This window comes from Xanthomonas sp. WHRI 10207 (assembly GCF_040202975.1).
Classification (GTDB): Bacteria; Pseudomonadota; Gammaproteobacteria; order Xanthomonadales; family Xanthomonadaceae; genus Xanthomonas.
In genome coordinates, this window is the sequence record NZ_JBEGDX010000001.1 from 1 (window position 1) to 21,360 (window position 21,360).

General features: G+C 65.4%; 14 protein-coding genes and 1 pseudogene. 9 read left to right on the forward strand and 6 right to left on the reverse strand.

Annotation, left to right across the window (positions count from 1 at the left end; translation table 11 throughout):
• Positions 1-753: 753 nt before the first annotated feature.
• From ABQU90_RS00005 to ABQU90_RS00020, 4 genes are all read right to left on the reverse strand, one after another.
• Positions 754-3,594 (reverse strand): valine--tRNA ligase, encoded by a 2,841-nt coding sequence (locus ABQU90_RS00005; RefSeq protein WP_323521591.1) that lies wholly within the window; start codon positions 3,592-3,594, stop codon positions 754-756.
• 202 nt (positions 3,595-3,796) lie between these two features.
• A complete protein-coding gene (locus ABQU90_RS00010; protein WP_323521593.1) occupies positions 3,797-4,222 on the reverse strand; it encodes a DNA polymerase III subunit chi in 426 nt (141 codons plus the stop codon).
• Positions 4,223-4,229: 7 nt separating this feature from the next.
• A complete protein-coding gene (locus ABQU90_RS00015; RefSeq protein WP_323521594.1) occupies positions 4,230-4,592 on the reverse strand; it encodes a hypothetical protein in 363 nt (120 codons plus the stop codon).
• Positions 4,592-6,064, reverse strand: a complete 1,473-nt coding sequence (locus ABQU90_RS00020; RefSeq protein ID WP_323521595.1) for a leucyl aminopeptidase — start codon at positions 6,062-6,064, stop codon at positions 4,592-4,594. Before ABQU90_RS00020 ends, ABQU90_RS00015 begins: the two co-directional genes overlap by 1 nt.
• A 107-nt stretch (positions 6,065-6,171) precedes the next feature.
• Between ABQU90_RS00020 and lptF the strand changes: the two genes are divergently transcribed.
• From lptF to ABQU90_RS00035, 3 genes are read left to right on the forward strand one after another with little or no spacing between them, the layout of a single operon-like run.
• Positions 6,172-7,254, forward strand: coding sequence for an LPS export ABC transporter permease LptF (gene lptF / locus ABQU90_RS00025; protein ID WP_115512564.1), 1,083 nt, complete (start codon positions 6,172-6,174; stop codon positions 7,252-7,254).
• Complete coding sequence (gene lptG, locus ABQU90_RS00030) at positions 7,251-8,357, forward strand: LPS export ABC transporter permease LptG (RefSeq protein WP_115561269.1); 1,107 nt, start codon at positions 7,251-7,253, stop codon at positions 8,355-8,357. Before lptF ends, lptG begins: the two co-directional genes overlap by 4 nt.
• Before the next feature lie 31 nt (positions 8,358-8,388).
• Positions 8,389-8,688, forward strand: coding sequence for a hypothetical protein (locus tag ABQU90_RS00035; RefSeq protein WP_323521596.1), 300 nt, complete (start codon positions 8,389-8,391; stop codon positions 8,686-8,688).
• A 355-nt stretch (positions 8,689-9,043) separates the two neighbouring features.
• On the opposite strand, the gene ABQU90_RS00040 is transcribed toward ABQU90_RS00035, so the two are convergent.
• On the reverse strand, positions 9,044-9,511 hold the full coding sequence (locus tag ABQU90_RS00040; RefSeq protein ID WP_323521597.1) for an RDD family protein: 468 nt from the start codon (positions 9,509-9,511) through the stop codon (positions 9,044-9,046).
• 375 nt (positions 9,512-9,886) lie between these two features.
• Positions 9,887-10,858, reverse strand: a complete 972-nt coding sequence (xerD, locus tag ABQU90_RS00045) for a site-specific tyrosine recombinase XerD (RefSeq protein ID WP_055851414.1) — start codon at positions 10,856-10,858, stop codon at positions 9,887-9,889.
• A gap of 492 nt (positions 10,859-11,350) precedes the next feature.
• Here xerD and ABQU90_RS00050 point away from each other — a divergent pair, with 492 nt between their 5' ends.
• The 6 genes and pseudogenes from ABQU90_RS00050 to ABQU90_RS22725 form a co-directional block, all read left to right on the forward strand.
• On the forward strand, positions 11,351-12,154 hold the full coding sequence (locus ABQU90_RS00050; protein WP_115512561.1) for a DsbC family protein: 804 nt from the start codon (positions 11,351-11,353) through the stop codon (positions 12,152-12,154).
• A 376-nt stretch (positions 12,155-12,530) separates the two neighbouring features.
• Positions 12,531-16,580 (forward strand): phosphoribosylformylglycinamidine synthase, encoded by a 4,050-nt coding sequence (gene purL, locus ABQU90_RS00055; RefSeq protein WP_323521598.1) that lies wholly within the window; start codon positions 12,531-12,533, stop codon positions 16,578-16,580.
• Positions 16,581-17,529: 949 nt separating this feature from the next.
• The gene (locus tag ABQU90_RS00060) at positions 17,530-17,736 is read left to right on the forward strand and encodes a hypothetical protein (protein WP_323521599.1); all 207 of its coding nucleotides are present in this window, start codon (positions 17,530-17,532) and stop codon (positions 17,734-17,736) included.
• Between the two features lie 13 nt (positions 17,737-17,749).
• On the forward strand, positions 17,750-17,923 hold the full coding sequence (locus ABQU90_RS00065) for a hypothetical protein (protein ID WP_323521601.1): 174 nt from the start codon (positions 17,750-17,752) through the stop codon (positions 17,921-17,923).
• An 82-nt stretch (positions 17,924-18,005) separates the two neighbouring features.
• Complete coding sequence (locus tag ABQU90_RS00070; protein WP_407078730.1) at positions 18,006-18,257, forward strand: hypothetical protein; 252 nt, start codon at positions 18,006-18,008, stop codon at positions 18,255-18,257.
• A gap of 541 nt (positions 18,258-18,798) precedes the next feature.
• A pseudogene (locus tag ABQU90_RS22725) lies at positions 18,799-21,357 on the forward strand (ESPR-type extended signal peptide-containing protein); the annotation flags it as partial.
• Between the last annotated feature and the right edge of the window lie 3 nt (positions 21,358-21,360).

A 21,360-nucleotide genomic window follows, 5' to 3' on the forward strand; every position in this document is an offset into this window, starting at 1 on the left:
CCATCGCGGGACACGCTGCAAGTACGTCCATGTAAGCTCTTTGGCGGCATCCATGCCGCCAAAGGTCCCGCGACGGTGAGCGGGCAAGGGCCAGCCGTGCAGGTCGGTGCGCATGGGGGAGCGCTGCAGAACGTCGCTATGCGCACCCAGGAGGCGTTTTAGCTCTATCTCTAAGGTCTGCGCCCACAATCGATCGCGATAACGCAGCAACCCGCAGCAGCCACCGGCACGACCTCGCAGCAACTGCTCCTCGTCCAAGTGCCGACCAACGTCATGGTGCGGTGTCCTTGCCGCTTGCGGGACCCTGTGGCGGCATGGATGCCGCTACGGAGCCTCCATGGACGGATTCACGGCGTGTCCCGTAAGCGGTGAGGGCATCGCACCTCCGACTAGCTGGAGCATGCCGTGCCGACACTGTGAGCCGCGCTCATGTCAGCTGGAGGATGCGAGTGAGCCAAGGCTACGACGATTGAGCTGCGGGTTCGCTGCAGGGCCCTTGCCCGCCCACCATCGCGGGACACGCTGCAAGTACGTCCATGTAAGCTCTTTGGCGGCATCCATGCCGCCAAAGGTCCCGCGACAGTGAGCGGGCAAGGGCCCGTCACGATGGTCGGTGTGCACCATTGAAGCAGTGCATGATTCCATCGATCTGAGCGATACGCGCCGCGCACGGTTAGGTGCTGCTGTCGAATCGGCGGCCGTTTGCACGGTGCGTGACCGTGCAGCTGCAGGGCATCTAGACGTTCCGCTGCGTCAGATCTTGGCGCGTTGTTCCCGCAGACCCGTCAATTGCACAGTCCAATCGTTCAAGCGCGCACGCTCTTGCTCGACGACCGCCGCCGGTGCGTTCTGCACGAAGGTGGCATTGCCGAGTTTGCCGTTGCACTTGCCGATCTCGCTTTCCACGCGCTTGATCTCCTTGTCCAGGCGGGTGCGCTCGGCCTCCATGTCGACCAGGCCTTCCAGCGGCACCAGCAGGGTGAGTTCGCCCACGATGGCGGCAGCGGCCGGCGGGGTGTCCTGGCCCGCGTCCAGCCAGTCGATGGCTTCGAGCTTGAGCAAGAACGCCAGCTGCGATGCGAAGCGCGATACGCGCGTGCGGTCGTCGGCGGTGCCTGCCTGCAGTAGCAGCTGCACCTGCTTTGAGGGCGGCACGTTCAACTCGCTGCGCACGCGGCGCAAGGCCGACACCATCGACTTCAACCATTCGACATCGGCGTCTGCGCTGGCGTAGCTGCTGGTGTCCACGTCGCCGACTTGCGGGAACGCCTGCAGGGAGATCGTCGCGGTGGTGATGCCCAGGCGCGGAGCGACCTGTTGCCACAGCTCTTCGGTGACGAACGGGGTGAGCGGGTGCAGCAGGCGCAGCAGCGATTCGAGCACGTACAGCAGGGTGTGGCGCGTGCTGGCGGCAGCGTCGTTGTCCTGCACGGCACCGTTGAGCGCAGGCTTTGCCAGCTCCACGAACCAATCGCAGAAAGCATTCCAGGCGAATTCGTACAACGACTGCGTCAGCAGGTCGAAGCGGTAGTTGGCGTAATGCGCATGCGTTTCCGCAGTGACCTTGTCCAGCCGCGCGAGAATCCACTTCTCCGCTTCGGTACGCGGTTGCGGCACACCGGCAAAGCGCGCGCCTTCAGTGTTCATCAGGACAAAGCGCGTGGCGTTCCACAGCTTGTTGCAGAAATTCTTGTAACCCTCGGCGCGGCCCAGGTCGAACTTGATGTCACGACCATGGGTGGCGAGTGCGGCGATGGTGAAGCGCAGCGCGTCGGCGCCGTGGGCGATGATGCCGTCCGGGAATTCGCGACGCGTGGCTTTTTCGATCTTCTCGGCCATCCGCGGTTGCATCAGCCCGCTGGTGCGCTTGGCGACCAGGTCCTCGATGCTGATGCCGTCGATGATGTCCAGCGGGTCGAGCACATTGCCCTTGGACTTGGACATCTTCTGGCCCTGCGCATCGCGGATCAGGCCGGTGATGTAGACATCACGGAACGGCACCTGCCCGGTGAAGCTATCGGTGGCCATGATCATGCGCGCCACCCAGAAGAAGATGATGTCGAAGCCTGTGACCAGCACGCTAGAGGGCAGATAGCGCTCGAAACCGCGCTCGGCCATCGCATCGGCATCCGGCCAGCCCAGCGTGGAGAATGGCCACAGTTGCGAGGAGAACCATGTTTCCAGCACATCGCTGTCCTGATGCAACGCGATCTCTGCGCCCAAGCCGTGTCTAGCACGCACCTCGGTTTCGTCGTGGCCGACATAGCACTTGCCTGCGTCGTCGAACCACGCCGGAATGCGATGCCCCCACCACAGCTGACGGCTGATGCACCAATCCTGGATGTTCTCCATCCAGTGGCGATAGGTGTTGATCCAGTTCGGTGGCACGAATTTGATCTGGCCGCTTTCGACCAGCTCCAGGCCACGCTTGGCCAGCGCATCCATCTTCACGAACCACTGGTCGGTGAGATACGGCTCGATCACCTGACCGGTGCGGTCGCCACGTGGCACCTGCAGTTTGTGTGGCTTGGTTTCGACTAACAGGCCCAACTCTTCCAGCTCCGACAACACCAGCTTGCGTGCGTCGTAGCGATCAAGGCCGCGGTAGCGCTCCGGTGCGTTGTCGTTGATGGTGGCGGTGACGGTGAACAGATTGATCAACGGCAAGTCGTGGCGCACACCCACCTGGTAATCGTTGAAATCATGCGCAGGCGTGACCTTGACCACGCCGGTACCGAAGGCGCGGTCGACATAATCGTCGGTGATCACCGGCACTTGCCGGCCGGTCAGTGGCAGCACGATGCGCGCGTTGTGCAGTGTTGCGTAGCGCGTATCGTCCGGGTGCACCATCGCCGCGGTGTCGCCCAGCATGGTTTCCGGACGCGTGGTGGCCACCACCAAGTAATCGCGGGTTTCGCGCAGGGTCTCATTGCCGTCGGCATCGTGCTCGACGTGTTCGTAGGTCACGCCATCGGCCAGCGGGTAGCGGATCGACCACAAAAAACCGTCTTCTTCGACGTTTTCCACTTCCAGGTCGGAGATGGCGGTCTTCAGCACCGGGTCCCAGTTGACCAGCCGCTGGCCGCGATAGATCAGGCCCTGCTCGTACCAGCGCACGAAGGCTTCGTTGACTGCTGCCGACGGTTGCGGGTCCATGGTGAAGGTGCTGCGCGACCAATCGCTGGACGTGCCCAGGCGACGCATCTGGCGCTCGATGATGTCGCCGGATTCAGCCTTCCATTCCCACACCTTGGCGATGAAGCCGTCGCGCCCGAGCGAGTCGCGCGTTTCGCCGTTGCCTTCCAGCGCCAGATTGCGCGACACCACCATCTCGGTGGCGATGCCGGCGTGGTCAGTGCCCACCTGCCACAGCGTGTCGAAGCCGCGCATGCGGTGATAGCGCACCAGCGCATCCATCAGCGTCTGCTGAAACGCGTGGCCCATGTGCAGCGTGCCGGTGACATTGGGCGGCGGCAGCAACACGGTGTACGGCTCGCCCTTGCCGGACGGCACGAAGTAACCGGCCGCCTCCCACTGCGCGTACAGGCGCGATTCGAAGGAAGAGGGTTCGTAGCTGGAGGCGAGGGTGGTCATAGTGGGGCGGGGATTCGTTGATTCGGGATTCGGGATTGGTTGCGTCATGGGGCCGGCGAGAATCACTGGCAATCCACTCATCAACGTCGGCGGTGGTGTTGTGGAGCGAAGATCGGCGATTCGGGATTCGTCGTTGGGTGCAGCATTGGGATGCGCGAAAAATCCGCTTTTACCAATCCCCACTCTCCAATCCCCGCCCCACTCACATATCGTATTTGGTCAGTTCCAGGCCCAGGGCCTTGTACTGTTTCCAGCGTTCGCGCAGCGGTTCGCGGGCGGCGGGGTCGGCGGGCACCACTTCCAGCACGCGGTCGCAGGCGCCCAGGTACGGGTCGTCGCGCAGGTTGATCACCAGCGGGCGCGAGGGCGCGGCGAACTCCGGCGTGGCGATCAGCACCGGCGTCAGTTCGTCTTCCTCATCGGTGCCGGCGATCTGGTGCGGCACATAGGCTTCGTCGTCGAACGCCCACAACAGGTCATCCAGCGCCTCGGCCTGTGCGGCATCGCGCGCGAGGATCAGTGTGGACAGGTTGGCGTCGTTGGCCTTGCGCGCCAGCTCGCAGACCAGCCGCAGCGGTTCGTCGAGGAAGCGCGGTTTGGCGATCAGGTAGAAATCGGCACGGGGCATGGGAAGGTCACGAAACGTAAGGGAAAACGGATTCAGCGATAAACACGCCGAGCATGAACAGCAGGCCGGAGGCCAGTATCGCCAGCACGAACCCGCCCATTGCGCGCAGGCGCCGGCCCACCGGCCGCGAGCGATACAGATAGATGGGGATGAACACCAGCCAGGCCAGCACCATCCCGATGTTGATCCACGTCGGGCGGTGAAAGCCCTGCCGGCGGCTGTCGGCCGCCAGCCAGACAAAGATCAGCGCCAGCAATAGCGCAAACCGCAACAGATCGCTGCCAGTGCCGGTCCAGCCGGGCAGCGCGCAGGTGGCCCCGTCCGCCAGGGTGAACCCGGCGATCAGGGCCAGCGCGGCGCGCGGCGACATCAGGCCGCGCGATCCAGCAACCACTGCGTCAACAGACCGACCGGGCGACCGGTGGCCATGCCGCGCTTGCCTTCGTCACTGGCCACGCCGGCGATGTCCAGATGCGCCCAGCGCTGGTTTTCGGTGAAGCGCGACAGAAAGCAGCCCGCGGTGATCGCGCCGCCCCAGCGACCGCCGATGTTGTAGACGTCGGCAAAGGTGGAATCCAGCAGACCCTGGTACTCGTCCCACAAGGGCAAGCGCCAGGCGCGGTCGAACACGTGTTCGCCAGCGGCCAGCAGTTCGTTGGCCAGGTCGTCGTGCTTGCTCATCAGGCCGGCAGTCTGGTGGCCCAGGGCCACCATGCAGGCGCCGGTCAGCGTGGCCACGTCCACCAGCGCTTCGGGATTGAAGCGCTCGGCGTAGGTCAGCGCATCGCACAGGATCAGGCGGCCTTCGGCATCGGTATTGCCCACTTCGATGGTCTTGCCGGACATGCTGGTGATCACGTCCGACGGACGATAGGCATTGCCGTCGATGGCGTTTTCCACCGCCGGCACCACCACCACCAGATTGATCGGCAGCTCGGCCTTGACCGTGGCCACGAAGGTGCCGATGACGTTGGCGCCACCGCACATGTCGTACTTCATTTCCTCGATGCCGCCCTGCGTCTTGAGATTGACGCCGCCGGTATCGAAGGTGATGCCCTTGCCGACCAGCACATACGGGCGCGCGTCGCCGCCGCCATTCCACTTCAGCACGATCAGGCGCGGGCGGTTGGCCGAGCCGCGTGCCACCGACAGCAGCGAGCCCATGCCCAGCGCTTCCATCTGCGCCTCGTCCAGGATCTCGGCTTCGGCACCGGCGTACTTGCCGGCAAATGCGGCCGCGGTGTCGGCCAGGTAGGACGGGGTGCAGTAGTTCGGCGGCAGATTGCCCAGCTCGCGGGCGAACTCCACGCCCTCGGCGGTCGCAATGCCCACCGCCAGCGCGCGGGCGTCGTCGCCGGCGATCGCAAGCGTGGTCAGGCCGGTCTCGTCGACCTTCTTTTTGCCCAGCGTGGCGGTGTAGCGATACGCCGCATGGTCGCTGACGATGACTGCCTGGCGGATATTCCATGCGCTGTCGCGGGCCTTGACCGGCAGTTCGGTGAGGGTGAGCAGGGCGGTGCCGACGGCGCCGGTCTTCAGCGCGCGGGTCGCATCGCCGATGGCCTTGAGGTAAGGCGCCACGCCGAACTTGGCGGTCTCGCCCAGCCCGACCACCAACACGCGCGGTGCGGTTACGCCGGGCAGGTCGTGGACCAGGGTGGTGCTGCCGGTCTTGGCAACCACGTCGCCGCGTGTCACCAGGGCCGTCAGGCGGCCCTGGCTGGCGCTGTCCAGCGCCTGCGCGGCGGGCGACAGGGTCTTGTCGGCGAACACGCCAACCACGATGCAGTCGACGGCGGCGCTTGCCGGCGCGTCTTGGTTCAGGGTGAATTGCAGGGCCATTGATCAGATTCCGTAGGCAAATCCGTACAATCGCGGACTGTTTACGCCAACCTGATTAGGCTGGCGGCGCCGCGAACGAATCCGAGAGTTTAAAACAAGCCCACCCTATGCCGAAGCTCGATCGATATCTGCTTAGCGATTTCACCCAGAGCTTCCTGGCCACCTTGATCGTGCTGCTGGTCGTCAGCGTCGGCGGTGTGCTGGTGGATATCCTCGGCAATATCGCCGATGGCCGCATCCCAGCGCGCTTGCTGCTGTCTCAGGTGGGCCTGCAATTCGTGGCCTATCTGCCGATCATCCTGCCGCTGGCGTTGATGCTGGGCCTGTTATTGGCGCTGGCGCGGCTGTACCGCGATTCAGAAATGGCGGTGATTACCGCCATTGGCGTCGGCCCCAAGCGCATGTTGCGGCCCATGCTGATGCTGGTGGTGCCGGTGGTGATCATCATCGGGCTGTGCTCGCTGTGGCTGGGTCCCTGGGCCAGCCGTACCGCCGAAACCATGCTGGAAGACGCCAACCGCAGCGTGCTGATGGCCGGCCTGGAGTCGGGCAAGTTCACCCCGCTGTCCGGCGGTGGCGTGGTCTACCTGACCACCATCTCCGCCGATGGCAAGGGCCTGGGCAAGGTCTTCATGCAGCGCCAGAAGGACGACCGCATCGATGTGGTCACTGCCCAGCGCGGCGCGATGTTCTTCGAAGGCAAGACCGACCGTTACCTGCGTCTGGAGGACGGCTATCGCATCGAAGGCCCGGCCGCCGGCGACACCCTGGACTACCGCTTGATGAAGTTCGCCAGCAACGACGTGGCCTTGCCCGACCGCACCCGGACCCACGACGCCAACGACCCGGAAGTGATGTGGACCACGCAGCTGCTGTCCGATGAGCGTCCGGCTGCGCGTGCGCAGTTGCACGAGCGCCTGGCGCCGCCCTTGCTGGCGCTGGCCTTCGCGTTGCTGACCCTGCCGCTGTCGCGCAGCGCGCCACGGCAGCAGCGCTACGGCCGGATCATGCTGGCGTTCCTGGCCTACATGGTGGGCACCAATCTGATGATCGTCGGCACCCAGTGGATCGCCAACGGCAAGACCCCGGCTGCGCTGGGCTTGTGGTGGCTGACGCTGCCGCTGCTGGCGGTGGCGGTCTGGGCGTATGCACGCGATGGCCGCGTGCGTCGGCCGAGGGCGAACGCATGAGGCTGACCCCGCGGGTCCATGATTGGTACGTCGGTCGCGTGGTGTTGTTCACCGTGCTGCTGACCTGGGCGGTGCTGCTGGGTCTGGACCTGGTCAATGCCTTCGCCAGCGAGGCCAAGAACATCGGCCAGGGCAGCTACAGCTTCGGTCACGCGGTGGCCTTTGTGGCCTACACCGTGCCGCGTCGCGCTTACACCTTGTTCCCCACCGCCGCAGTGATCGGCGCGCTGATGGGCCTGGGGCAGCTGGCGGCCACATCCGAATTGACCGCCTTGCGCGCGCTGGGCGTGTCGCGCAAGCGCATGTCCGCCTCGGTGGTGGCAGCGATGGCGCTGTTGACCGCGAGCATGGTGATCAGCGGCGAAACCGTTGGGCCATGGGCGCAGAACCAGGCCGACAGCCTCAAGGCCAGTGCCCGCTACAACAACAGCATGGCGTCCTCGCGCTATTCGGGCCTGTGGGCACGCGAAGGCGACACCTTCCTCAATGCGCTCAGCGGCGAAGAAAAGCTGCTCGACGGCGGCGGCACCGCACTCGATCTGCACGATGTGCGGCTGTATCACCTGGATGCCAACGGCAGGCTGCAACAGCTGACTTACGCCTCCGTGGCCGAGCACCGCGATGGCCGTTGGACCTTGCGCCAGGTGCGTCGCGATACCTTCCAGGAACGTTCGGTGCAGCGCGAAACCTTCCCCGAACTGCCATGGCAATCGCAACTAAGTCCTGCCGCGCTGGCGGCTGGATTGGCCAAGCCGCGCAATCTCTCGGCGCACGAGCTGGAGCAGAGCATCGAATACCGTCGCCGCAACGGACTGGACGCGCGCGATTACGAAGATCAGTACTGGAGCCGCTGGTTCTACCCGCTCAACGTGTTGGCGTTATGCATGGCGGCGATTCCGTTCTCGTTCGGTTCGCTGCGTAGCGGCGGCCTGGGAAAGCGCCTGTTTTTGGGCATCTTGTTCGCCCTCGGCTTCTGGCTGCTGCAGCTGTTCTTCGGCCGTATGGCGGGCGCGCTCAAGCTGGATTACCGCATCGCCTACGCACTGCCCCCGATGGTGATGCTGGGCGTGTCGGCGTGGTTGTTCCGGCGGCGTAGTAGTTGAGGTGCGCCGGCTGAGTCTGACCGGATTGGCGATGTGCGTGCCGTATGCGGCGCTGACCGCGTTCTGTCTGCGGTTGGCGCACGATCCGGAGGTCAACTACAAGACCCAGCTGGTATGGCAGCAACTGCCAGTGATGTCGCAGATGATGATTGCGGACGCTCTGGGCCTGACGCGCTTGCCTTTCGAGCTACCCTGGGCTGTGGCCTATGTGCTGATGGTAGCGCCCATGCTCCTGGCGCTTTACCTGTTCGGTAGCGTGCTGGAGAACACCTTCAGAGATTATCGCGCGATTTCGAAGGGCGCATCCAAAAAGGATGAGCGCGGACACTGAGATTCACACTCTTGCGCCGTCCATGCGGCTGTAATGCGACCGCGATTAGCAGGACTCGCACAGTCCGGTCGGCCGCCGCCTACTCCACATCCAACTATCAGGCTAGTGGCTCAAAACATCGCAGTGGCCTGGTGTCAGTTGCGTGATCATCGTGCCCTGCGAATGAGGCGTTATGCCATGACGCTGCGTGTGACATTCGGTACCACGCTGTGCCCGCTGACATCGGAATTGCTAGGAAAGCGTAGCGAGAATGCTTAGGTGGGTGCGGACGGGCGCAGTCAGACCCTGAGCGTAGGAGTGGTCCATGCCACACCAAGCACAGGCCGCGCCAGCATGGTGGTGTGCGCCGTAGCTTTTAGGCTTTGGGTCTGACCATTCGCTGCAATCTGGTTGCGCTTGCGCGGTCGTGCCAGGTCAGCCGATCGCGATCGACCAACGCCCACCAGAATCCGAGTCCGCCCAGGGCCAACGATAGCGTGCCTACCGCATAGCGGATCCACAGTGCACGCCAGGAGGCTTGCGGGCCGACCAACCGTAGCCGCCAAGGACGCATGCCCAGGGTCTGGCCGCCGCGTCGCCAGCTCACCGTGGCGTACCCGCCGGCGGCGGCCCAGCAGCACAGCCAGAGCAGCCACTGCCAGCCACTGAACGGTTCGATGTTTTCGCGTGCCGGATGCCCGGCCAGGGTAAAGCCGAGCGTGAAGCCAGCGGAAATCAGCATCCACAGCGCCAGCACCGGCCAGGCGTCGTAGCACATGGACAGCAGCCGCCAGTGCAGCAAGGCGGCTGGCCGTGGGGAATCGGATGCGGCGATCGACGTCATGGCGCGAGCATAGCTGGCGCCAGCGATCCAGCAACGCCGCGTTGCAGTAATACTGTCTAGCCCATCCAGCCGCGGCATCTTGATGCCCAGCAGCACGGCGTATCGAACACGCGGCGGCCGATGCTGGCTGTGGTAACGGCAGAGCGGTTGCGGCCGGGGTTTGGAGTTGGCTTGGACGCTGTTGGTAGCGCGGTCGAAGTTCTCAAACAATAGATGTCCGGATTGGAGCGTCTTGCTTTACCACGTCGCGCTTGGGTTTCGGGGCGCGCTTGGGCGCGGTGGGCTTCTCGACTGCTGCGTCGCGCCCAGGTGCGCTCCTACGCTGGTTAGGTGCGCAGATGAAATTGGCGCCCGTAATGTGTCTTTCGCAAATCGCTAACCGCGCGGGTGATGCGTGGCATGCAGCTTCTGCAGGTGCTGCCTGGCCACCAGCGTGTAGATCTGGGTGGTCGACAGCGAGCTGTGGCCCAGCAGCATCTGCAGCGCGCGCAGGTCTGCGCCGTGGTTGAGCAGGTGGGTCGCAAAACTGTGCCGCAGGCCGTGCGGGCTGACCGTTGCGGGGTCGATGCCGGCCACCGCCGCATAGCGTTTGACCAAGGCCCAGAAGTGCTGACGGCTGGGCGGCTGGCGTGCCGCATCGATGAACAGCGGCACCTGGCCGTCCACCGCCGCCACGGCTTTGTGATCGGCCAGCAACGGGCGCGCCTCGTGCAGATAGCGCTCCAGCCAATGCTGCGACTCTTCGCCCAGCGGCACCAGGCGTTCCTTGCTGCCCTTGCCGGTCACGCGCAGCACGCCCTGGCGCAGATTGACGCCCACCGCCGGCAGATTGACTAACTCGCTGACACGCAGCCCGGCGGCGTACATCAACTCGAGCATGGCGCGGTCGCGCAGGCCAAGCGGTGTCTGGATATCCGGCGCCGCCAGCAAGGCCTCGATCTGGGTTTCGGTCAGCGCCTTGGGCAGCGAGCGCGGCAATCGGGGTGGATCGAGCAGGGCGGTGGGGTCATCGCTGCGCACGCCATCGCGCAGGCACAGGCCGTAGAAGGCGCGCAAGGTCGACAACAGCCGGGCATTGCTGCGCGGCGAATATCTGGCCTCGGTCCGCCAGCGCAGGTAATCGAACAACACCGAACGATCGATACCCAGCAAGCCGCCGCCGGCACCATCGCGCCATCGCGCCAAGCCCTCCAGATCGCGTCGGTAACTATCCAGTGTCTGCCGCGCCACACCTTGTTCGGCCCACAAGCGATCCAGAAAGCGCTCGATGGCGGCGGCATCGGCCGCCTGCACCGGCGGCAGCTGTTGGGTGAGTTGGCGACGTTCGGCAGGACTGCTGGCTGACATCGCCACAGCATAGAGCGTGCCGCGCACATTGCGATGCGCCACGTTGGTGATCGGCCACCTATCGCCAGCGCCTGCCCTGCCGTTACGTCTGACATCGCTGCTGCATGCGTCACGCACGTAGGAGCGCACCCGGGCGCGAGGCCGTTGGCCGGGAAAACCCGCCGCACCCAATCCCGCTCCGGTGCTCTCCAAGCGCTGCCTTGGCAGCACCAGGCGTAACAAAGCCCTACGTCTGACCTCGCAGCGCCATGGATCACACACGTAGGAGCGCACCCGGGCGCGACGGCTTTTGGCCGGTAAATCCCGCCGCACCTAGGCAAGCTTCAATGCGCCAAACGCTGACGTGGCAGTGCCAAGCGCAACAATCCGCTCGTCTGCACTGGAGGCGCCACGAACCCACCGGCCGGCGAACGAACAAACTGTCGCGGCCGCTGCCTGGCTTCATCCGCCCTGTGCGAGAATCCAGTCACCCCGATTCCACTGGATGCGTGAATGTATCGTCTTGCTATCGCCGCGCTGCTGGGCGCGCTCAGCCTTACCGCCTGCGCACAATCGTCGCAGCCTGCGGCAAGCACCGCCGGCGCCAAGCCAGCCGCTGCGGCCCCCGCCGCCGCGACTGGCAATGTGGATCAGCGCGTCGGCGCCGCCCTCAAGGCACTGGATCCGGACTTCAAGCCGGATTACATCGGCGCCGCGCCGTTCCCCGGGTTCCGTGAGGTGGTAGTCGGTGGGCAGGTGCTGTACGTCAGCGATGACGGCCGTTACCTGATCCAGGCGCAGCCGTTCGACATCCAGAACAAGCAGTTTGCCGCTAGCCCGGGCTTGCTGGCGTACCGCCGCAAGCAGCTGGACACCGTGCCCAAGGCCGACCGCATCGTGTTCGCACCGGCCAACCCCAAGTACACCGTCACCGTGTTCACTGACGTGGAATGCGGCTACTGCCGCAAGCTGCACAGCGAGATCGGCGAGCTCAACAAGCAGGGCATCGCGGTCGAATATCTGGCCTTCCCGCGCATGGGCCTGGGCAGCCAGGACCACAAGGAAATGATCGCCGTGTGGTGCGCGGCCGACCGCAAGCAGGCCTTGACGGCGGCCAAGTCGGGCCAGCCGGTCAATGCCAAGGACTGCAAGAACCCGGTGTCGATGGAATACACACTGGGTCAGCGTCTTGGCGTCAACGGCACCCCGGCGATCTTTGCGCCAGATGGCACCCAGCTGGGTGGCTACCTGCCGCCGGCGCAGCTGCGCGAAGCATTGGAAAAGCGCGCCGTCACCACCGCCGGTGGCAGCCGCTAAGCTGGAATATGTGAGTCTGGCAGTGGTGGCGCGCCGGTAAGGCGCGTCGCAACGACAGGACACGGTTGAGGAAGGGCTGGATGCGCAGGCATCCGGCCCTTCGTCGTTTTAGGGGCATTGCCGTGCGGAAAAAGACAGTGGTCAGTTGCTGACTGGAGCGATGCCAGTCAAGCATCCAGCCTGGAAGCCGACTCCCAACTACCAACTACCCGACCCCGACCCCGACCCCGACCCCGACCCCGACCCCGACCCCGACCCCGACCCCCGACCCCCGACCCCCGACCCCCAATCCCCAATCCCCAATCCCCAATCCCGGCCCGCACCGACCAACCTCCGCTACAATGATCGGCCCCGTTTCTGACACGGTTCCCCGGACATGATGGTCCTCGAGGGCGCTTCCGCCCTTTCGCCGTTCCGCCGCGCTCGGCTCGAAACCCGCCTGCAAACCCTCGTCCCCGCGCTGCGCATTACCGGCGCCTGGCACGTGTATTTCATCCGCGCCGAGGCCGGGCAGTCGCCCGATCAGGCCACCTTGCAGCGCATCCTGCAGGCCGAAGCGGACCCCGCGCCGCGCGACGAACAGGCGTCCTCGCATTACGTGGTGCCGCGTCTGGGCACGCTGTCGCCGTGGTCGAGCAAGGCCACCGAGCTGGTGCGCGGCGCCGGGCAGCCGATCCAGCGCGTAGAGCGCGGCACCCGCATCGATCTGGTCGGTTGGCCGGACGACGCAGCTACCAGGGGCGCCGTGGCCAAGCTGCTGCACGACCCGATGACGCAATCGCTGCTCGGCTCGGCCGCCGCCGCCGAGGCGCTGTTCAACGTGCCCGACCCGGGCCATCTGCGGCGCGTGCCGCTGGATGGGCTGGAGCAGGCCAACCGCGACCTCGGCCTGGCCCTGGCGCAGGACGAGATCGACTACCTGCGCGAGCGCTTCGCCGAACTGGGGCGCGACCCGGCCGATGTCGAGCTGATGATGTTTGCGCAGGCCAATTCCGAGCACTGCCGGCACAAGATCTTCAACGCCAGCTGGACCATCGACGGCAAGCCGCAGGAACGCTCGCTGTTCCGCATGATCAAGCACACCCACCAGCAGACCCCGCAACACACCTTGTCGGCCTATAGCGACAATGCGGCGGTGGTGGAAGGCGTGCCGGCCGCGCGCTATCGCCCGGATCCGGTCACCGGCCAGTACCGCAGCGAAGCGGTGCTGCCGTCGGCATTCGCCATCAAGGTGGAAACGCATAATCACCCGACCGCGATCGCGCCGTTTCCTGGTGCGGCCACCGGTGCCGGTGGCGAGATCCGCGACGAAGGCGCCACCGGGCGCGGCGGCAAGCCCAAGGCCGGCCTGACCGGTTTCACGGTGTCGCACCTGCGTATTCCGACCCTGCCGCAGCCGTGGGAAGCGCCGCGCGCGCTGAACCCGCGTATGGCTCCGGCCCTGGACATCATGCTCGACGGCCCGCTGGGCGGCGCCGCGTTCAACAACGAATTCGGCCGGCCGAATCTGCTCGGGTATTTCCGCAGCTTCGAACTGGCCGAAGGCCCGGGCCTGACCCGCGCCTACGACAAGCCGATCATGCTGGCCGGCGGCCTGGGCGCGATCGATCGCAATCAGGTCGAAAAGCTGCGCCTGCAGCCGGGCGATGCGGTGATCGTGCTGGGCGGCCCGGCGATGCTGATCGGCCTGGGCGGCGGTGCGGCCAGTTCGGTGGCCGCCGGCGACAGCGCCGAGGCGCTGGATTTTGCCAGCGTGCAGCGCGAGAACCCGGAGATGGAGCGCCGCTGCCAGGAGGTCATCGACCGCTGCGTGGCGCTGGGCATCGACAACCCGATCCGCTGGTTCCACGACGTGGGTGCAGGCGGACTGTCGAACGCGATTCCCGAGCTGCTGCATGACTCCGGCGTGGGCGGCATCATCGACCTGGGCCGCGTGCTCAGCGACGACCCGTCGTTGTCGCCGCTGGAACTGTGGTGCAACGAATCCCAGGAACGCTACGTGCTGGGCGTGCCGCAGGCGCGTCTGCAGGAATTTGCCGCCATCTGCGCCCGCGAACGCTGCCCGTTCGCCGCCGTCGGCGTCGCCACCGCCGAAGAGCGGCTGGTGGTGGGATACGGCGTCCTTGACGCCGGCAATGGGGAATCGGGAATCGGGAATGGCAACGGCGCCGCGTCGGTTGCCGATGCTGCTGCTTCAAACCATTCCCGATTCCCCAATCCCGATTCCCAGCTCCCGATCGACCTCCCCATGGACGTGCTGTTCGGCAAGGCGCCGAAGATGCATCGCGATGCGGTGCATCCGCCGGCGCCCCAGTGGCCGGTGTTGCAGACGGCGACGCTGGATCTGCAGCAGGCCGGGTTGCGGGTGCTGGCGCATCCCACGGTGGCGTCCAAGAGTTTTCTGGTCACCATCGGCGACCGCAGCGTGGGTGGCTTGACCGCGCGCGAACAGATGATCGGCCCGTGGCAGCTGCCGCTGGCTGACTGCGCGATCACCCTGGCAGGGTTCGAGACGTTTTCCGGCGAGGCGATGTCGATCGGCGAGCGCACGCCGCTGGCGCTGTTGAACGCCGCCGCGTCCGCACGCATGGCGGTGGGCGAAGCGATCACCAATCTGTGCGCCGCTCCGGTGCAGTCGCTGGACAGCATCAAGCTGTCGGCCAACTGGATGGCCGCCGCCGGCCACGCTGGCGAAGACGCGCTGTTGTACGACGCGGTACGTGCGATCGGCATGGAACTTTGCCCGGCGCTGGAGCTGAGCGTGCCGGTGGGCAAGGACTCGCTGTCGATGCAGGCGCAGTGGGTTGCCGGGAATGGGGAATCGGGAATTGGGAATGGTGAACTGCCAGAGCCCTCCGCTTCTTCCATTCCCGATTCCCGATTCCCGATTCCCGGTGAAACGCTGAAAAGCGTTTCACCTGTGTCGCTGATCATCAGCGCCTTCGCGCCGGTCGGCGATGTGCGGACGCAGCTGACGCCGTTGTTGCGCAACGACGAAGAAAGCGAGCTGTGGTTGATCGGGCTGGGCGGCGGCAAGCAGCGTTTGGGTGGGTCGGTGCTGGCGCAGGTGTATGCCGACGATGCGGCCTTGCCGGCGTTCGGCGGCGACGTGCCGGATCTGGAGGACGCACAACGGCTGCGCAGTTTCTTTGAATTGATCCGCGATGCGCGCGAAAGCGGGCTGTTGCTGGCGTATCACGATCGCAGCGATGGCGGTGCGTTTGCGGCGCTGTGCGAGATGGCGTTTGCCTCGCGCCAGGGCCTGGATATCACGCTGGATGCGTGGGGCGACGACGCGTTCCGTAGCTTGTTCAATGAAGAACTCGGTGCGGTGGTGCAGATCGCCAGCGAAGATCGCGCTGCGTTTGCCGATCTGGTCGAACGCCATGCACTGACCGAGTGCGCGCAGCGTATCGCGCGTCCCACCGGCGCACCGCGCGTGCGGGTAAGCGGGCAGGGGCGGGTGCTGGCGGAATGGCGTTGGGAGGAGTTGTTCGATGCGTGGTGGTCGGTGACCCACGCCATGCAGAAGCTGCGCGACAACCCCGACAGTGCCGACGAAGAGCGCGCGCTGGCGCGCGATTTCCAGGCGCCCGGGTTGCGTCCCACGTTGGTGTTCGACCCGTCCGAGGATGTGGCCGCGCCGTTCGTGGCGACCGGCGCGCGGCCCAAGGTGGCGATCCTGCGCGAGCAGGGCGTCAATGGGCAGATCGAAATGGCCTACAACTTCGAGCGCGCCGGGTTCAGTGCATTCGATGTGCACATGAGCGACCTGATCGAAGGGCGCGTGGATCTGGCGCAATTTTCCGGCTTCGCCGCCTGTGGCGGTTTCAGCTACGGCGACGTGCTGGGCGCCGGCCGCGGCTGGGCCACCTCGATCCTGGAGCGCACCGCGTTGCGCGATGCGTTTGCCGCGTTTTTCGCACGTAGCGATACGTTCGCGCTGGGTGTGTGCAACGGCTGCCAGATGCTCAGCCAGCTCAAGGACATCATTCCCGGTGCCGGGCATTGGCCGCGTTTCCTGCGTAATCGCAGCGAGCAGTTCGAAGCGCGCACCGCGCTGCTGGAAGTGGTGGAGTCGCCGTCGATCTTTCTGCGCGGCATGGCAGGCTCGCGGATTCCGGTGGCGGTGGCGCATGGCGAAGGCCGTGCGGAGTTCGAGACTGCCGTGGACCAGGCCGCCGCACGCGTGGCGCTGCGTTTCATCGATGGCAACGGCGCGGTGGCATCGCAGTACCCGCTCAACCCGAACGGGTCGCCGGATGGCATCACCGGGCTGACCAGCACCGATGGCCGCGCCACCATCCTGATGCCGCATCCCGAGCGCACGCCGCGCACGGCAAACCTGAGTTGGTATCCGGCCGACTGGGGCGACGACTCGCCGTGGTTGCGGATGTTCCGTAATGCGCGGGTGTGGTGCGGTTGAGTGAGGTGATCCGGAGCCGCGTGCGCTAAGCGCGCGTCACGCGTTTCCCTGACGGCCGTGTGCAGCGATGCACACGGCCGTTTTCGTTTGTGCCCCCGGTCTGATGCCACCGTGCCGCAAGGTGGCTGCGCGATGGTCTGGATGGATTGGGTTGCATCGCGCATCGCCATGCAGTGGTGCGGCGATGCTGTCGCTGAAAGAGGCGTGTAACCCGTGCGTTCTTGCCGGCTGCTGGCGCGTACGGGTCGGTCCAACCATGTGTCCCCGGCAGTGCGTTGCGACAATGCGGCCTGCGTGCTGTGCAGCAACTCGGCGATCGACACGGTGTCGCGCCCTTGGCTGTGCAGTCGCGGCTAGGTTTCGTAAAGACAATAACGTTTTCTTGAAGTAAATTTGAGAGTTGCTAGTTATTCGCATCAAAGGTTTCTTGCGTACGTGATGCGCTCCGTATTTAGTTATTCGGGTGTTCAATAAAATCATCTAGAATTACGTCTTTAGTGTAAGTGGGACGTCTGTCACGCACTCGGCGGCGCTTATTTTTCAAGGTAAATCTCGGTGAAGGGGAGCTGCTGCGCTCGATAAAACCTTGGTGTGACGCACGCAAATCAGGAGTGCGGTGGTCGGTTATCAAACGCCCGGAAATGCTGAAAAGTAAGTGTTAAATGAAGAGTATCGAAAATGCCGAGGGTGGCCGCCCTCCGGTAAGGCGATGCATTATTCGATTATCTCGAACATGCCGGCGCGGGGCCGTCTGCCTGTGTGCCGCGGCCTGGTCGCTGCCATCTGCGTAGTGCTGGTGGGCAGTGCCATCACATTCACCGCAATGGCGCAGGCGCGTAGTCCGACGATGCCGTACAGCGTCGTCGATGGCTAACGTCTGTGTGCGCAGTGACCGGCTGTCGTTGACGCGTCGACGGGTTCGGTTGCCAGTGCAGTGGAGCCGACGCGCTTGTCCAGCGCGGCAATGCCGGCCGAAGACGACACCGACGTGCTTCCATTCGTCGACGCGCACGATGCCATTGCCCTGTGGGCGGCAAGCAATGCGCTTGCCGATGGCGCCAGCGCGCTGGGAGCGGGCAGCCCGGCATTGGCGCGCGATGCGACCGCGGTGGGGTACAAATGCGATGGCGATCGGCACATCTGCAGCGGTGGTTAGCGGGGTTGCAACGGTGCACGACTACGACGCGTTCGGCCTTGTTGTCGGCATCAACGAGCAAGCCACCGAGGCCGCCGGTGTTGTGTCCAACGCGATCGGTGGCGGTGCCAAGGCGGTCGACGCGCTCATGACGGCAATAGTCGGCGCCGGCGGTGACACGTGCGCTGCGGGGTTGCGACGCCGATGATCTGAACTGCAGGCAGGATGCCCAAGTCCTGCAAAACGGCACGATCCAGCGCGGCGTGTCCATTGCGGCCGGGGAGGCGGATGTGTTCACGCTCCAGGCGTCCGCAGGCCAGGGACTGAGCTTTCTCAGCGTCGGTAGCAGCGGGCAGGCGTCGCTGTATGGCGCACTGGGCCGCGTGCCCAGCGCCGACGACAACGACAACGACAACGACAACGCCTCCATGCGCAGCAGCACCAGCCAGGCAGTGCGCTTCACCGCGCCGCGCGCAGGTGCCTACGTGCTCAAACGTGATGGCGCCATCTTCGACGGCGTGAGCCTGCTGGAGCGCCAATGAGTCGACGTCTGGCATCGATGCAGGGCGCAGTCGTCAGTTCCTTGGCGCAAATGGATCCGGCGCTGCTAGCGGCGAGCCTGCTGGACAACCGCGGCCGACACGCAGCGGGCTGACCCGCCATCTGACCTGCTCCTGGTGTGTTTTTGCGCAACCAAGCCCCTTGGCGTCTCGCCAGCGGGTTTTTTTGTCTGCAAAAGACATGGCTATTCAGCTTTGAAATGTCTTGAGAGACATGATCTAGGTCGCTGTTTTCCAAAGAATTATCAAAAATCTAATAAAAGCAAGCAGAAGTGTGACGAAAAGCACTCTTATCTTCGCTTTCTGTCAAAAACTTGACGCCGGATTTGACGACTGTTAACACTTCGCGCAGTTCTATGGTTGGGTAGCGTTCACTTTTTGACTATCCACGGTGCAGGCGCAAGCCGCCCATCGCCGCAAGGCCCATAGCGCGCACAACCACGGGTAATCGCGTGGCCGAAAGGCCTTCCGAGGGTGGGCGCTCGCCAAAAACCAGTCCCAACAACTCAGGAGTAGTGCGTCGATGAATCGGATTTATCGCAAGGTCTGGAACAAGTCATTGGGTGTGTGGGCCGTGGCCTCGGAATTGGCCAGCGGTGACAGCACCGGAGCCGTTGCTCCAGCCTCGCTCATCGACCGCCGCCAAAGCCTGGCATTGGCCGCCGCCATCACCCTGGCGCTCGGCGGCGCCGGATTCGTCACGCCACTCCCCGCCAACGCGCAATCGGTCGAAGTCGGCCGCGGTGCCTCTGCACCCGCCGCCAAGGCGACCGCCATCGGTGCCGGCAGCACGGCCAGCGCCACCGGCGCGGTCGCTACCGGTGCCGACAGCAGCGCCAGCGGTGTGAATAGCAGCGCGATCGGACGCCAGACCAACGCCATCGGCGAAAACGCCGTGGCCATCGGCTACAACAGTTTTGTGCGCCAGGCAGGCGAAAACGGCGTGGCGCTGGGCGCCAATGCCGGCGTCACCGGTGTCAATTCGGTGGCGCTGGGCGCAGGCTCACGTACTCACGAAGACGACGTGGTGTCGGTCGGTAGCGGCAATGGTCGCGGCGGCCCGGCAACGCGTCGCATCACCAACGTCGGTGCCGGCATCAACGCCACCGATGCGGTCAATGTGGCGCAGCTGCGCGACGTGGCCGATGTGGCCGAAGACACCGCGCTGTTCTTCAAGGCAAGCCCGGGCGACGACAGCGTCGGCGCCTATGTCGATGGCAATAGCGCACTGGCCGCAGGCGATGCCGCCAATGCGATCGGTACCGCAACCACCGCGCTCGGCACCGGCGCCAATGCCACCGCCGAGAACGCGACCGCCGTGGGCGCCAATGCACTGGCCTCCGGCCAGAACAGCGCAGCGTTCGGCCATAACGCGCAGGCCAATGGCCCGGCCAGCGTGGCTGTGGGCGGTGCTGCGGTCAACGAAGATGGCCAGCCGTTGATCACCAACGGCGGTGTGCCGGTCACCACCGGCGCCACCAGCGCCGGCGTTGGCGGAACTGCGGTCGGCGCCAGCGCCAATGCCGACGGTTTCGCGGCGTCCTCGTTCGGCGTCGGCGCGTATGCCGCCGGTGCGCAGGCATCGGCATTCGGTGCAGTGGCCAACGCCGGTGGCGATTACGCCACTGCCGTCGGCACCCAGACCAGCGCCAGCGGCACCAGCAGCACGGCTGTGGGCGGCCCGGTGGATTTTATTCCCGGACTGGGCTTCTTCGTGCAGACCCAGGCCAGCGGCGACGCGTCCACTGCGCTCGGCGCCGGTGCGATTGCATCGGGCACCTACACCACCGCTGTCGGCACGTTGAGCGAGGCATCGGGCACCGAAGCCACGGCAGTGGGCTACTTCGCCTACGCACCGGGCGAAGGCGCAACCGCGGTCGGTCCTGAATCCTGGGCCAGCGGTGAGCTGAGCACGGCGCTGGGCTACTACAGCACCGCACGCGGCGCCAACTCGGTGGCGCTGGGCGCCAATTCGGTCGCCACGCGCGCCGACACCGTGTCGGTCGGCGCGGCCGGCGCAGAGCGTCAGATCACCAGCGTTGCTGCCGGTACCGAAGCCACCGATGCAGTGAATCTCGGCCAGCTCACCGCCGTCTCCGATGTCGCCTCCACCACCGCGCGCACGTTCGTCGCCACCGGTGAGGGCGCTGCAGTTGCCGAAGGCGTGGACAGCGTCGCGGCAGGGTCCAATGCGTCGGCGCTTGCCGATTACAGCACTGCGCTGGGTTCCAGCAGCATTGCATCGGACATCAACACCACTGCCGTGGGCAGCGGTGCAGTTGCGAACTTCAACAACGCCACGGCGGTGGGTTTCAACAGCATCGCCAGCGACCGTTATGCCACTGCGCTGGGCGCAGACAGCACCGCGTCGGGCTTCTACGGCACCGCACTTGGCAGCACCAGCGTGGCCTTCGGCCGCGGTGCGACTGCGGTCGGTTTCGAAAGCATCGGCAACGGGCTTGAATCCACGGCGCTTGGGTTTGCCAGCGTGGGATGGGGCGATCTCAGCACGTCGGTGGGTGCGGAAAGCACCGCTTACGGTGAGGGTAGCGTGGCGCTTGGGTTCAGTTCGGGTGCCGGTGGCACCGGCTCCGTGGCGATCGGCAACACCGCCTTGAGCGGCGGTGAGCGCGCGATCGGAATCGGTGCGCAGAGCAGCGCCAGCGGCACCGACAGCGTTGCGCTGGGCGCCTCCAGCAACGTGTCGGGCGACGAAAGCATTGCATTCGGTGCAAGCAGTCAGGCCGCTGCGACGGGTGCCGCGGCCGTTGGCAGCTACGCCAGCGCCAGCGACGTCTACGCCACGGCGGTGGGGGCCTACAGCAGCGCCAGCGGTATCCACGCTACCGCGCTCGGTGCCGACAGCAGGGCATTGGGAGCTTCGAGCACTGCCGTCGGCGGCTACAGCGTCGCAAATGAGCGCGGTGCAACGGCGATCGGCTACGACAGCATCGGCAACGGGACCGCGTCAACCGCGCTGGGCCTTGCCAGTGTGGCGTGGGGTGACGGTGGCACCGCCATCGGTACCGAAAGTGTCGCCTACGGCGATGACAGCACGGCGCTGGGCGCGAATGCGTCTGCAACC